Annotated in this window: 8 protein-coding genes and 3 pseudogenes; 3 read left to right on the top strand and 8 right to left on the bottom strand. The window is 48.5% G+C overall.

All coding sequences use genetic code 11. The features are described from left to right. The 3 genes from ACM5QY_RS25955 to ACM5QY_RS25965 all read right to left on the bottom strand — a co-directional run bounded on the left by ACM5QY_RS25955 (position 1) and on the right by ACM5QY_RS25965 (position 3,290). Positions 1 to 1,041: a tyrosine-type recombinase/integrase gene (locus ACM5QY_RS25955; protein ID WP_416123505.1), complete on the bottom strand. Its 1,041-nt coding sequence runs from the start codon at positions 1,039 to 1,041 to the stop codon at positions 1 to 3. A 613-nt stretch (positions 1,042 to 1,654) separates the two neighbouring features. After that, on the bottom strand, positions 1,655 to 2,482 hold the full coding sequence (locus tag ACM5QY_RS25960) for an SDR family oxidoreductase (protein ID WP_416123506.1): 828 nt from the start codon (positions 2,480 to 2,482) through the stop codon (positions 1,655 to 1,657). A 241-nt stretch (positions 2,483 to 2,723) separates the two neighbouring features. Continuing rightward, a complete protein-coding gene (locus ACM5QY_RS25965; protein WP_416123507.1) occupies positions 2,724 to 3,290 on the bottom strand; it encodes a sugar O-acetyltransferase in 567 nt (188 codons plus the stop codon). 152 nt (positions 3,291 to 3,442) lie between these two features. On the opposite strand from ACM5QY_RS25965, the gene ACM5QY_RS25970 reads away from it, so the two are divergent. Next, positions 3,443 to 4,360: a LysR family transcriptional regulator gene (locus tag ACM5QY_RS25970; RefSeq protein ID WP_416123508.1), complete on the top strand. Its 918-nt coding sequence runs from the start codon at positions 3,443 to 3,445 to the stop codon at positions 4,358 to 4,360. Between the two features lie 284 nt (positions 4,361 to 4,644). Further along, positions 4,645 to 5,847 (top strand): multidrug effflux MFS transporter, encoded by a 1,203-nt coding sequence (locus ACM5QY_RS25975; RefSeq protein WP_416123509.1) that lies wholly within the window; start codon positions 4,645 to 4,647, stop codon positions 5,845 to 5,847. Positions 5,848 to 6,262: 415 nt separating this feature from the next. Here ACM5QY_RS25975 and ACM5QY_RS25980 read toward each other — a convergent pair. Then, positions 6,263 to 6,559, bottom strand: a pseudogene (locus ACM5QY_RS25980) (integrase core domain-containing protein); the annotation flags it as partial. A gap of 88 nt (positions 6,560 to 6,647) precedes the next feature. Between ACM5QY_RS25980 and ACM5QY_RS25985 the strand changes: the two are divergent. Beyond that, positions 6,648 to 7,415, top strand: a pseudogene (locus ACM5QY_RS25985) (IS110 family transposase); the annotation flags it as partial. Between the two features lie 116 nt (positions 7,416 to 7,531). On the opposite strand, the pseudogene ACM5QY_RS25990 reads toward ACM5QY_RS25985, so the two are convergent. From ACM5QY_RS25990 to ACM5QY_RS26005, 4 genes and pseudogenes are all read right to left on the bottom strand, one after another. Beyond that, a pseudogene (locus tag ACM5QY_RS25990) lies at positions 7,532 to 8,331 on the bottom strand (IS3 family transposase); the annotation flags it as partial. 344 nt (positions 8,332 to 8,675) lie between these two features. After that, complete coding sequence (locus ACM5QY_RS25995) at positions 8,676 to 10,319, bottom strand: glycoside hydrolase family 43 protein (protein ID WP_416123510.1); 1,644 nt, start codon at positions 10,317 to 10,319, stop codon at positions 8,676 to 8,678. A 184-nt stretch (positions 10,320 to 10,503) separates the two neighbouring features. Beyond that, positions 10,504 to 12,105 carry a glycoside hydrolase family 43 protein gene (locus tag ACM5QY_RS26000; protein WP_416123511.1) on the bottom strand — a complete coding sequence of 534 codons (1,602 nt, stop codon included), beginning with the start codon at positions 12,103 to 12,105 and terminating at the stop codon, positions 10,504 to 10,506. 35 nt (positions 12,106 to 12,140) lie between these two features. Next, positions 12,141 to 13,490, bottom strand: coding sequence for a glycoside-pentoside-hexuronide (GPH):cation symporter (locus ACM5QY_RS26005; protein WP_416123512.1), 1,350 nt, complete (start codon positions 13,488 to 13,490; stop codon positions 12,141 to 12,143). Positions 13,491 to 13,539: the final 49 nt, after the last annotated feature.

Consider the following 13,539-nt stretch of genomic DNA (forward strand, 5'->3'; position numbering starts at 1 on the left):
TTAATTTACCCCCCTATGGTTTTTTTCCATAATATCAATCATCGCCCCTTCATGCGCCTGAAGATTACGAATATAACGCATTAATGTTTCAGGCTTTTTCCAAGTTCCTTCCTGCATAATCTGAGCGACAGCATAGCCACGTCCCGCCATATCCTGTGCAGCCCCTACGCGAGCACTGTGACCAGTCCAGGCTGTATAGCGCCCTTTGTTTGGAATGATGGGTTCACCTGCTCCGTTCGTATTCCATGCCAGTGCGAAAATAGATTCAATCGCAGGCGTGCTCAGCGGACGGGTGACTGAAAGAGTTGCACTCCCAGAGCGGTGCACCGGACAAAAGAGAAAGGCGTCGGGTTCGGCGCTGATACCAGACATCGATAGCCATTCAGACAGCCGGCGAGAAGACTGCGAACTTAGGGACTTGATCAGGCCGCCGGTCTGAACAATAGTTTTAGTGTAACTCACATTAAGGATGATCCTCCCATCTGGCGCCCGGGAGATATCGCGAACTCGAAGACGGGCTAACTCACTAATACGCAGCAGCGTGCTGTAAGCTACATGCAGAAATGCCAGATCCCGTTTTTGGCGAAGCGATGTCGAATCAGACCATAATGCATCCAGTTCCAACAAATCTTCAAGACGGAAGGGAACTGCCTGGCCAGTACGTTCCCCCGTAACAACCGCAACACGATTTATCTTCTTAATGGCCCGGAATACCAGCGGTGAAGTATTAGGAGGGGTTAGGCCTGCATTACGGTGTAACATCGAAATCAAGGAACCATGCGTCGCAATCGTTGAAGAGGCCCGGCCATTCTCCTGCAGCCAGTTCAAGTAATCGCGAAGGTCGGCCGGAAGCATAGGCAAAAATGGTCGACTATTATCTATCGACCATCTGTGGCAGATCCGCATAACACTCATCAGCTGTCGCCAGGTATTGGGCGAAAAAGCCTCTTTGTCTTGAACAAATTCCTTAAGCCTGGCCAGAACATCCTCTTCAGCCTGGATAGCCGGTAACGCCTGGGGGATCGTTGTTAATTTGCCCATATATAGCTTAAAAAGCACACTCCCGGTCACTGACGATGCTACGTGGATTCTGAGAAAGATGCAGGGGATTTACCTTGCAGATTTCACGTAGCGTAACCTGTAAGATCTACGGTGAAAATTCATCTGCACCTGAACTACTGGATAGATTACCAGTTCATACAGAAGAAAGATAACTTTATATAAGTCCCATTATATGAAGTTAGTAATTATCTGATGATAAGGATTTCGATTGAACTGTATATCCATGCAATTGTAGTGAAAACGAGGATGTCAGCAGCGCTCCGAGGTTGGGATCGCTAACCAAACGACGCTAATGAACGTGTTTGCGTGAGGAATACAGGTACTTTTAATTTAAATAATGGCATTGCCTATCTTCATTAACGGGGTGGGATAATTAGTGTTTATAAAAACGGATATAAAACAAATTATTTAAATAACTGATTTATATATCCACCCATCAGATTTTATATTTTTCTATGCCATTTACTAAACTTGCTAATTGATGAGTTGATTTTTCTACCCACACAAGAATTAAGTACAACAAGACAAACTATGATACGAGTAAAAGTAGCCAGTTATTCAGATTTTTAATTATGTTTATCACAGAGGGCTGCTATGGTTTTAACTCACCATATTTATAAGAAGCCGTCACACCCCCATCGATTAATATATCGCTGCCGCTGATATAGGTGCCATTCGGCCCAAAAAGAAACTCAGCCAGTGCACCTATTTCATCAGGTGTGCCGCCGCGACCTGCAGGGGATTTAGCCAGCATATTCTGATAAAACGCTCCACGCTCCACGCTATTTAGCTCATCATAAGCCAATGGAGTGTATACAATCCCTGCACTTATACAGTTTATTCTGGCACCTCGTTTCCCCCATTTCACCGCTTCAGCCACCACCCGTAAGGCATTACCTCGTTTAGAAAGCTGGTAAGCGTACAGGCTATCCGTCACCTCCTGAACCAGGGGCAGCTCGAGTAACTCTTCAGGTGGGAGCGTCGCCAAAGCATCCGCTTGTGCTTGTGTGAAGGCATCTACATTAAGACGGTGGCTGGACTGAGAACCAATAACCACGGCTGAACCGCCCGGTGCAATGACATGACCAAACTCTTCAAAGAGCACGGCGGTACCGTACAAATCGACTCTAACAATGTCCTGCGCTTTTGCCTGAGAAGGAGACAGCCCGGCGGTATGGATAACACCTTTTATATTACCTATGCGGCAGGCTTCTTTCACTAAATTTTGTACGGATTCACGCGAACTGACATCAACAACCGTGGTGCTCACTTCAAATCCGGCACGTGATAATGTATGTTCGACAGCTTCTGCTATTTCGGATCTTATATCGGCTAATAAAACATGTTTACCAATACTGACCCGACGCGCAATAGCCTGAGCAATAGAACCACTTCCTATTACAACAATCACATCTTTCATCGTTTTCTCCAGTGCTGATTAGGGTAGAAAAATAAAGGGAGACTACTTGTATCTGACTAAAGTCTTTCAGGAAAAAATCACTTTGCTTTATTCATAATCAGTAATACCCAGTTGCGGCAGGCGGGTTGGTGTACCAATTTTGTCAAACCAAGCATTGAGAACCGCAATACGTTCTTCTGCGATATCCAGCCCAAAAGTTAGTCATCGTACATTCCTCAATTATTTTGATGTAGATAAGAAGTTAATTCAGTCGTTTCAGCACACGGGCCGGGTTACCGCCAACGACGACGTCAGGCTCTACGTCCTTAGTCACTACTGCGCCTCCGGCAACCACTGCATTTTCTCCAATCGTTACACCAGGCAGTATTAGTGCACCGGCACCTATCCAAACATTTTTTTTGATACGCACAGGCTTACAAATAAGGGTGTAACGGTCGACAAAATCATGATTAGTGGTGGTGATTGTTACTTGTGGGCCAATTTGCACATCATCACCTATTTCAATGCTGCCAGCGGACATCATGGTGCAGTTATGGTTAATGAAGACGTTTTTCCCCACTTTCACCTGACGACCAAAATCGATGTAGCACGGCGACAAAATGTGTGAACTGCTGTCCAGCTCCTCACCAAGGAGCTGTGCAAAGAGAGGGCGTAACGTATCATCAAGAAAATCATTTGCCGTATGGTTAATGGCATGCGTGACTTTCCAGCTCTCCCCCATATCGCGGATTGCCTGAGCATATTCAGGTGAACGCATGCTGACGGGTTTGCTTTTGGAAAGTTGCTGATATAAATCACTCTCTGGCATTCTGGTATCCTGTTGTTTGTCATTACGGTCTCAATCAAAAGGATTATCCGACCATTACGATCACTGGTATATGAATTGTTTTTACTTTCAGAATTCTCATTTCAAGTATAATCAACTTTCGTTATTACCCCCGCTTTCATGCAGAGAACACCATGCTGGATAAACTTGAATCGCTAAAAATTTTCTGTACTGCCGCAGAAACCCTTAAATTCAGGGAAACCGCGACCAAGCTGGGAATTGCCCCACAACTGGTGACCCGCGCCGTAGCAGAACTGGAGAAAAAACTGGGTGAAATGCTGTTTGTGCGTAATACGCGACAAATGAAGTTAACGCCATTTGGGCAGCATTTTTGGCCCAAGGCGGAAGCGCTATTGGCGGACAGTGATGCGCTCTTTGCTGAAGGTAACAGCCTCAATCCTCACGAGATATCCGGATGCGTGCGAATTACACTCCCACCGCTCTTTGAAAATCAAGATATTTTGCGCCGCCTGCTGAAAAGTTTAGTGGATTACCCTCAACTCAATATTGAATGGCTGCCGACGGATGCCCATCTCAACATTATTGATGAGCAAATTGATATCGGAATACGTATTGGAACCGTTCCGGATAACCGTTTTATTGTGAAAACAATCCACCCAGTTGGTGTGAGCATTGTTGCCGCGCCGGAACTGATTGCCCGGCGCGGCATACCAGACTCTTTACAGGATCTGCGTCATAATTATCCGCTCAGCGCCCTGAATAACAGCAATTCCGGGCGGATCTGGGCATGGCAATTTGCTGATGGCAGTAGTTTTTTCCCTGTCCAACCCACATTCATTGCTGCTGATATCAGCAGTGAATTGTCTGCCGCACTGTCCGGCAGAACCTACAGCCAACTGGCGGATATTACAGTCCGTCCCTATTTGCAACGTGGAGAGCTGGTCAATATTTTTCCGGAATATAACTTCCAGGCCTGGCAGTTATATATTTTTCGCCCACATCAGCCTTTATTGCCTGCTAGGATCCGTTTGGTCTTCGATCTGCTTATCCAAATACTCCGGGACCAGTTTCATTATGCCACTACAGACTAACCGACGGCTTTATGACGAAATTTTACTTACATTGGATAGGAAGGCATGCTGTTTTATGATCTGATAATTCGTGCCCTTCTCTGCAACCACACATCGAGCCTGAAACGATACCTCCATTCTTCACTATAAGGCCTAAGATAAGTGCCTGTTCAAATCATACTTTCACTGCCTTCGCAATTCACAATATTAATGAATGTAATTCATAGTCCCTATCCTCCCCCTGTGATTATCAGCGAGCACAAACAAGTTAATATGCCATATATCTTCATGTCCAACGGATCACCATGCTTAATAATCAGGCACGAACACAGTCAGCTATAGCTAAAAAACCCGGTCTATCGTTTCTACTCATCCTTAGCGCCCTAATGGCTGTTACCTCTTTATCAACCGACATCTATCTTCCGGCTATGCCCGTCATGGCAAAAGATTTACAGGGTGATGCAGAGCTGACAATCACAGGTTTTCTTATCGGATTTTGCATTGCACAACTGATTTGGGGACCAATTAGCGATCGTTACGGGCGTCGTCTGCCGCTATTCATCGGTTTAAGTTTATTCATCTTAGGCTCGATCGGTTGCGCGTTATCAACCGATATCAGGCAAATTGTCTTCTGGCGTGTTTTTCAGGCATTAGGTGCCTGTACCGGCCCGATGCTGGCTCGAGCAATGATCCGCGACCTGTTTAGCCGAACTCGTGCAGCACAAATGCTTTCGACCCTGATGATCATCATGGCAATCGCGCCAATTGCAGGTCCACTAATCGGCGGGCAAATGATCAAAGTCACCTCGTGGCATGCCATTTTCTGGCTGCTGGCGATTATCGGAACATTAATGCTGATGTCTTTATTCTGGTTACCTGAGACATTACCTGCTGAGAAACGCTCACAAGCCTCCGTAACCAAAACCTTTCAAAACTACTATGCCTTGCTAACCAACACCAAATACATGCGGTTTACTCTGTGCCTGACGTTCTATTACGTCGCGGCCTACGCCTTTATCACGGCCTCTCCGTTTGTGTACATCACCTACTTCGGCGTTGATCCGCAGCACTACGGGTGGCTGTTTGCAGTAAACATTGTGGGATTAATTGCTGTGAGTATGGTCAACAGACGCCTAGTTTACCGCTATCCACTTGAAGCGTTGCTGAAAAATGCCGTATTCATCGCCACTATTGCGGCAATAGTGCTGGCGGTCACAACCGGCCTGGGTGTAGGTGGAATTACCGTAATTGTCGGCACAGTGTTCGTATTCTTCTCTATGAATGGCATCATCGCTGCAACATCAACGGCTTGCGCACTTGACGCAGTGCCAAAAGTTGCAGGCTCAGCGTCGGCGCTTCTGGGAGCGTTACAATACGGCAGTGGCATCATCTCTTCACTTCTTCTTGCTCTGTTCAGCGACGGCACACCATGGACGATGGGCTGGATAATTGCGTTGTTTACAGCGGCTAGCGCCTTGATGGCACTGACCGTTCAGCAAAAAAAATAAAAGTTTGTTATTGATGCCGGACGACACTTTCGTCTACAGATACCCGTCCTTCCCTGTAACTCAGGGAAGGACGAGTTTTATCAGGGATCCCTAAAGAAATGCCATAAAGTAGCCTGAAACCTTAAGAAACATACCGTCTGGGCAAAATAACTCAGTACTGCCTGCGGAACGCCTCTGTAACCGCGAGCTGCAAGAGAAAATACGCAACGTGAAATGCAGCGGAAAGTGGCTACAACAAATGGGCACCCCAGTCTGCGCAGCTGGGCGTCATCGGAGGCTTACTAAATATCCTTATCGAAGAAGACGTCCAATTTTTGCATTGCCTGGTCAACGTATTTAGAAACCCAATAAGTCTCGATGAGCCTGACCCTGTATGTGATCCATTCATAATCAGGAATAACCGGCTTCATGTTGGTTATGTATTCTGGCAACCGGCAGACTTCTCAGCAAATTCTGACGGGGTCATCCAGATCCAGCCCAGCGCTGAATGGGGACGCCTCTGGTTATAGTGTATGCGCCAGGCCTCGATTTTGCACCGTGCATCCTCCAAAGACATAAACCCGTTCTCGGTCAGACATTCCTGCCTTAACCTGCCGTTGAACGACTCCACTGTCGCATTGTTCGTCGGTGTTCCCGTGCGTGAGAAGTCGATTCTGATGCCTCTTTCGTACACCCATCTGTCCAGCATTTTCCCTGCAAATTCAGAACCATGATACCTATTGAGTGCATCCAGCTAGCGTTTAAGTCAGCTATTTTCTACAACTTGTAATGTCTGTGTCTGCCACAAGTGGAGAAAATCAATGAACACTTTTGTTAGTAACATCGGTGTGTCGGGGACTCTGATTGCCCTAGATATCGCTAAAAAACATCACGATGCAAAAATTCGGCACCCGGATGGACGAACATCCTATCTGCGTATTGAAAATACCCTGGAAGGGTTCAACCGACTGCTTGCGCTCACCGCTTCACCCCATGAAGATATTATCGCTGCATTTGAACCTACAGCTGATTATCACCGTAACATCGCATGGTGGTTACATAAGCAGGGAGTTCAGTGCCATCTTGTTTCCTCTGTCAGATGTGCGCGAGCTCGTGAGATGCTGTTTAAGACCTGGGATAAAAATGATCGCAAAGATGCCAGTGTCATTATGTATTTGCTCGAACAAGGATTATCTTCACCATTTTATGATCCTCTGGCGAATGGCATTATCGATATACAGGAGATATCAAACACATACCATCAGGTTACTCTGGCACGAACACGATGTCTGAACAGCCTGGTTAACCACTATCTGACCCTTTATTTTCCCGAAGCTGAGCAGTTTCTGCATATGTCCCGGGCAGAGTGGTTCTGCCAGTTTTTACTTCAATTCCCTACACCGTCTTGTATCACGTCACTTAACCGGGATGTGTTTGTAAAACAGTCATGGGATGTTGTTGGGCGGAAACAGTATAAACAGCAGTTTCTTGAACATCTCTATGATGTTGCAGCGAATTCCATTGCATTACCGTTGCCAGATGATTCTCTGGCAGTGGCCACGTTCAGATTACAGCTTCATCGATATATCGAACCATATTTATAAGCCGAAAGGAAATGTGGGCAGTATCGGATATTAAAATGAACTATCGTCTTTGTATTAGATGGCTGTATCCCTGCGTGTAAAATAGTTGACTCAGACGGTAGTCCGTTATCGGTTTTCAGCAACTGAGGTAAAGGACGTCTGAGCGCTATGCTATTAAGCATTTCTGCCACTTCTGTTGAACGCAAATTCTGCCCCACGCCGATCCCCAGGCATTCGCGGGTGTACAGGCCGATAACCGTCAGCAGGCGCAGTCGTCGCCCGTCAAACAACGCATCAGAGACAAAATCCATGCCCCAGACGTGATTCGGATACAGACCCTGAGGCTGCGGTTGTCGGCGCTGGGCCGATTTATTGCGCCGCAGCGACAGACCCTGCTCGCTGTAAAGCCGGTAAATCCTTTTGTGGTTATCGCGCCAGCCTTCCCGTCTGAGCATCACGTGTACGCGGCGGTAACCGTGATGAACCCGGGTTTCGGTGATCTCGCGGATGCGCAGGCGCAGCGCACTGTCGTCGGCAGCAACAGAACGATATCGAAACGAGCTGCGGCTGACCCGCAGCGCAAAACAGACCTGTCTCTCACTGGCACCGTAGCGGGCTTGCAAATCCCTGACCCATTCGCGCAGGCGTGCCAGCGTCAGCTCTTTTTTGCCAGCACGTCCTGCAGCATCGCCTTGTCGAGGCTCAGATCGGCAACCAGCCTCTTAAGCCGCAGATTTTCCTCTTCCAGCTGCCGCATATGCTTCAGCTCCGAAGGAGAAATGCCGCCGTATTTTTTACGCCATGTATAGAAAGTGGCATCCGAAATGCCCAGCTTGCGACAGACGTCCGGCACTGACGTACCCAGTTCAGCCTGCTTCAGGGCAAAAACAATCTGCTCTTCGGTGAATCGTGACTTTTTCATCGGCACATCCTCCGTTCAGGGGAGTCATTATCATGCCGGAATTCTGTTTCTGAATGGAGCAGGATTTTGGGTCAGGGTCAACCTTCAGCCAGTTTTTCGACCGCCATCGGATCGCTATTTTGTTCCCAGCAGAATGCGCTTTCGGTCATTTTTTCAGGTTTTTCGTTCACGCTTCCACTGAATGCCAGCGCCCGGCTGACTGGAAGAACGCTCTCAACCAGTTGCTGCAGAACAGCCGGTGATAGTTAACGGGATCATATGCTAACGCAGGATATACACTCGTGAATTCTTCACCTCAGCGAGGTGAAGACCCGTAAAGATAAGGCATTGTCGCCGCGAAAACCTTAATCAATCAGGCGCGTCTCATCGGCCTCATAGCGTAAAAAATCAAAATGGGCGTCGTGTTGATGGAGCATGGCATCCACGCAGGCCAGCCCAAAAAATGCGCCAGTAAATTCCCCATACTCGCTGTATTCATCGGAAAATCCCGTCGTATTATAACACTCGCCAATCGGCTGGTAACCACCGTCACGCAGTGACCAGAGGCAGGTGATATCTCGCCCTTCAATGCGTATCTGCAGAAATACCGGCTCACTTCCTGCCCGCACAGGCTGGGCAATATCATGGCGCTGGCCGTTATCCATATGGATCACCGACAACACGGGTTCTCCTATTGATACATCCCAGGTTTGCAGTAGGTAGAGATAGTTCATATTGTCGTAATAGAGCACTAGACCCGCGCTGTGCTGATACACCTGCGGGGAAAAGGCGAGTTTGGTGGTGATGGTGCAATAGACCGAGGTCAGCTTTCTCGCCAGCAGGCTCACCTTGTTGGTCGAACTTAACGACTCCTGCCCTCGTAGCGTGACATGACTGTCACGCGTATTAAGCGAAGCAAAACGGCGAAAATCGATGCGCGGCGCGTAATAAGTTTTATTCAGTTGTGCCTTATCAAAATGATCCGTCGTTACATCCGGTGCAAACGGGCTCGGCGGCAAGGCCGAGGCGTTGACTTCATGGTGAGCAATGTTTCCCCCGCCTTTTAGCCTTAGCCAGTTGTCAGCCGTCCAGTACATCTCCTGGATAGCGGTTTCCCTGCCAAGGGTGCAGCGCAACTCATCACGAAACGGTCGGCTACACAGATGAACCAGCCAGACTTCCCCCTCCGGGGTTTCAACATAGCTACCGTGCCCGGCTTTTTGCAGATAGGTCTCAGGGTTGAAGTACTGAGGTTTAAGGTGGTTCGCATCGTGGCGTTCATTAAAGTTTTCACTGTACGACGTTAAAATTGGATTTTGCGGGTCGCTCTCATATGGTCCCCAGACATTTTTTGCCCGCCCCATAGTGACTGCATGCCCGTATCCGGTGCCGCCTTCCGCCGTCATGATGTAGTAGTAATCCCCGCGTTTCGTCAGATGCGGCGCTTCAATGCAGCCCCGGTCTGTACCGCCAGACCAGATGCGCTGAGGAAAGCCCACAATGGCTTTCTGCGCCGGTGAATACTCTACCAGGCAAATGGCGCCGGGTTTTTCGTAGCCAGGGCGCGTTTCCCACTCAAGAGAGACGACCCATTTCCGCCCGTCGGTGTCATGCAACAGCGATGCATCAAAACCGGCGGAATGGAGATAGAAAGGCTCACTCCAGGGGCCGGTAATATCTTTGGCGGTAATCAGATAATTGTCGACATCAAAATAACGGGCATTCATGGAGTTCATCACGCCATAAATGGCATAGAACAATTGCTCTTCCTCGCACCAGGTCAGGCAAGGTGCCCAGATGCCTTTGGCGGAGGGCAGTTTACGCAGGTCGGGGACATTGTCATCTTGCAAAACATGTGTCAGTAACTGCCAGTTTTTTAAATCCCGTGAATGATAAATCGGGATCCCGGGAAACCATTCAAATGAGGAAACGGCGACATAATAATCATCGCCTCGACGGCAAATGCAGGGGTCGGGGTTAAAACCTTTGAATATGGGATTCTGAATCATAAATAATCACTCTTAAAGTATTCTGTTATCCCTGATTTTACCGCCCGTATTTCTAGCCAGGTATATGAAACGCCCTCGTAAATATAAGAAGTGTCTTCTTGCGGGTGATCCTCTTCACAAAAAATAAAAAGCGCCATTATTTCAATCGCGCTGGCAGGAAAAACACATGCCGTGCTATCAACGGTTAGTATGGGTCTGCCGAATAAGAGAAATAATCGAAGTCTGCATAGGCATGTTCGCCGGTCAAATCCTGACAACACATGCCCACAAAAGCTCCGGTGAAACGCTCAATGCTGCGTTCTTTAAAGTATTCGTCGGACAGCTTACTGTATTCCACATACCCACCGACGGGGAACCACTCAGCCTCATCCAGCGAATAATAAAACCACGCAGCATCGCCCTTCACGCACACTTTGAGATACACCAGCCCTTCACGGGTAATACGAATGCCCTCGCCAGTTACCATCGTGAATTTGTTCAGGTCGTTGACCATCAGGTTAACTGTTCGCAGCCCTTCCTCATCACAGGAGATATTCAGGTACAGGTAATTGGTAGTGTCATAAAAGCAGACCAGCCCGGCCATTTGCTGGAACGCACGCGGGGAAAAATCTACGCATGTTTGTGCGGTATAAGCAAAATCCGTCTGCCGGCGGGCCTGCAGGCTCTGGTAATGGCGTGAGCTAAGAGACTCACGGCCACGCAGGCGCAGCCAGCCTTTTCTTTCACCAAGCGAACACATCTCTTCGCCGAGCGGAATACGCAGCGACTGGTAGTGCAGCGGCAAAGTCGCTGCGTCAAAATTGTCTTTGACCGGTAGCGCGGGCCACGGGTGTTCTTCCAGACGGGAGTGAACCACGCTTTCCGGCGTCGTCTTCTCATTAATAAGCCGTAACCAGCCCTCTTCATTCCAGTACACCCGCTGAATGGCTGTTTCGCGTCCCATCGGACTGCGCCCTTTTGTCGCCAGCGGCCTGCCGCACAGGTGCACAATGAACGTCTCGCCGAGCGGATTTTCAATCAGATCCGCATGTCCCACGCGCTGTAGCGGCAAACGGCAGTCGTAACGCGCGGTCATCATCTGCCCGATGGGGTCCGTTTCGTACGGCCCGAAGAGATTACGCGAGCGGGCCATAGTCACGCCGTGGTTGTAGAAGGTGCCTCCTTCGGCCGTCAGCAGATAAAACCAGCCGTCGTGTTGGTAAATATGCGGCCCTTCGGTCGTCCCCAGTGCGCTACCCGCATAGATTTTCAGGCACTCGCCCACCAGCCTGTTTTCCTGGGCGTCATACTGCTGGATGATAATGCCGTTCCATTTGGGAAAACCCGGTTTCCCGCCTTCCAGGTGGCTCATCTCCATGCTCACAAGCCATTTTGACCCGTCGCTATGGTGGAACAGTGACGGGTCAATGCCCCGGCTGTGAAGGTAGGTGGGTTCTGACCACTCCCTTTCGATATCGTCGGTAGTAACCAGGTAATTGTTTGCGTCCCAGAAGCGCCCGGCGACATTTTTGACATCGCTAAAAATCAGGTAAAAGCGCCCATCGTGATAACTCAGGCACGGCGCATACACACCTCCAGAATCCGGGTTACCGACCATGTCAAGCTGGCTTCTGCGGTTTAACGGATAGGCTATCCGCTGCCAGTTTTTCAGATCGAGGGATTTATACAGACTCACCCCCGGAAACCATTCGAATGTCGAGGTGGCCATATAATAAACCTCGCCAACGCGAATAATTGACGGATCCGGGTTAAAGCCTGGAATAATTGGGTTAGTGATAGCGGCCATAATAGCGACTCCTTGTTATCGTCCGTAATAAACCGTTAGTGTCTGGCGGGCTCGTTTTGTGCAGCGATCACCGTGACGGTGTTATCGAGCTCTTCGCTGTTGCGGTATTTTTTCAGAATTAAAATCAGGATCAGCATCGCCGGAATCACCGTGAAAATGAGTCTAACTACAAGAGTTGCCGATTCAGTCTGCACGGGCGCATTGCCCACATAGCCGCCGATGGTCAGCAGCCAGCCGATAATGGCCCCACCGATAGCAATACCAATCTTAATGGCAAAAATATTGGTGGAAAAAACCAGTCCACTGAGGGATTTACCAGATTTTCCCTCCACGTTATCAATGATATCGCTAAGCAGACTCCATTGCAGCGGTGTCGCCGTGGAGTTGATAAAGTGAATAACACCTACCACCGCGCAGGTCAGGATGATGTAATCGGCAGGCACAAAGAATAACGCAATCATCACCGCCGCCTGTACCATCATCGCCATTTTGTACGCCCACAAGCGGTCGAGTTTTCCGTACAATGTGGTGGTAAACATCGAACCGATAAATTTCGCGCCGAGGATAATGGAAAGCACCACACTGACCAGGTCCGGGCGATGCAAATAATAATTCACGAAATATATGGCCCCGCCGGTTTTTAATATTCCGGCAATAAGGTTGACGACATTAAGGCCAAAGATGCAGCGCCAGTTCTGGTTTTTCAGCAGAATATTGAGCTCTTTATAGATGCCGCTAAATTTCTGGGTTTTATCTATCTCTTTAACGTAGTGTTCTTTGGTCATGGCAAAGCACATCAGGAACATAATGGTGCTCAGCACGCCCATCAGGATCATGCCGTAGAAATAGCCCTTTTGCAGATCGCCATTACCCAAAACTTTGGTCAGCGGCAGCGCCACAGCAGAAACGATAATACCGCCCAGTGCGGCAAAGGCGAAACGGTATGACTGCATTGATACCCTTTCTTTCACATCCCGGGAGAGATTGTTGATCATCGCGCAGTAGGGAACGTTAACCAGCGAATAAAAAAGCGACAGCGTGGTATAGGAGACGTAGGCATAGATAATTTTGCCGGTTTCCCCGAAGTCCGGAGTATAAAACGTCAACGCGCCAAAAATGCCAAACGGTAAGGAAAACCAGAGCAAATAAGGGCGAAACTGGCCGTATTTTGTTTGTGTATGGTCAGCTAAATAACCGGCGTAAACATCAGCAAATGCATCAAAAACGCGGACCACGAGAAACATTGTTCCCATATGAAAAGCACTGAGGCCGTACACATCGGTATAAAAGTAAGCCATAAATAGCATGATGGTTTGCCATATGATATTGGAGGCACCATCACCCAGGCCATAGCCTACTTTTTCTTTAAACCCTGTTTTATTCATAACAATACCTTTAATTTTCAAGGGATAGTCAACGTGGTGAAACAAACGC

This window comes from Rahnella sp. PCH160 (assembly GCF_047784855.1).
In the GTDB taxonomy this organism is placed as follows: domain Bacteria; phylum Pseudomonadota; class Gammaproteobacteria; order Enterobacterales; family Enterobacteriaceae; genus Rahnella.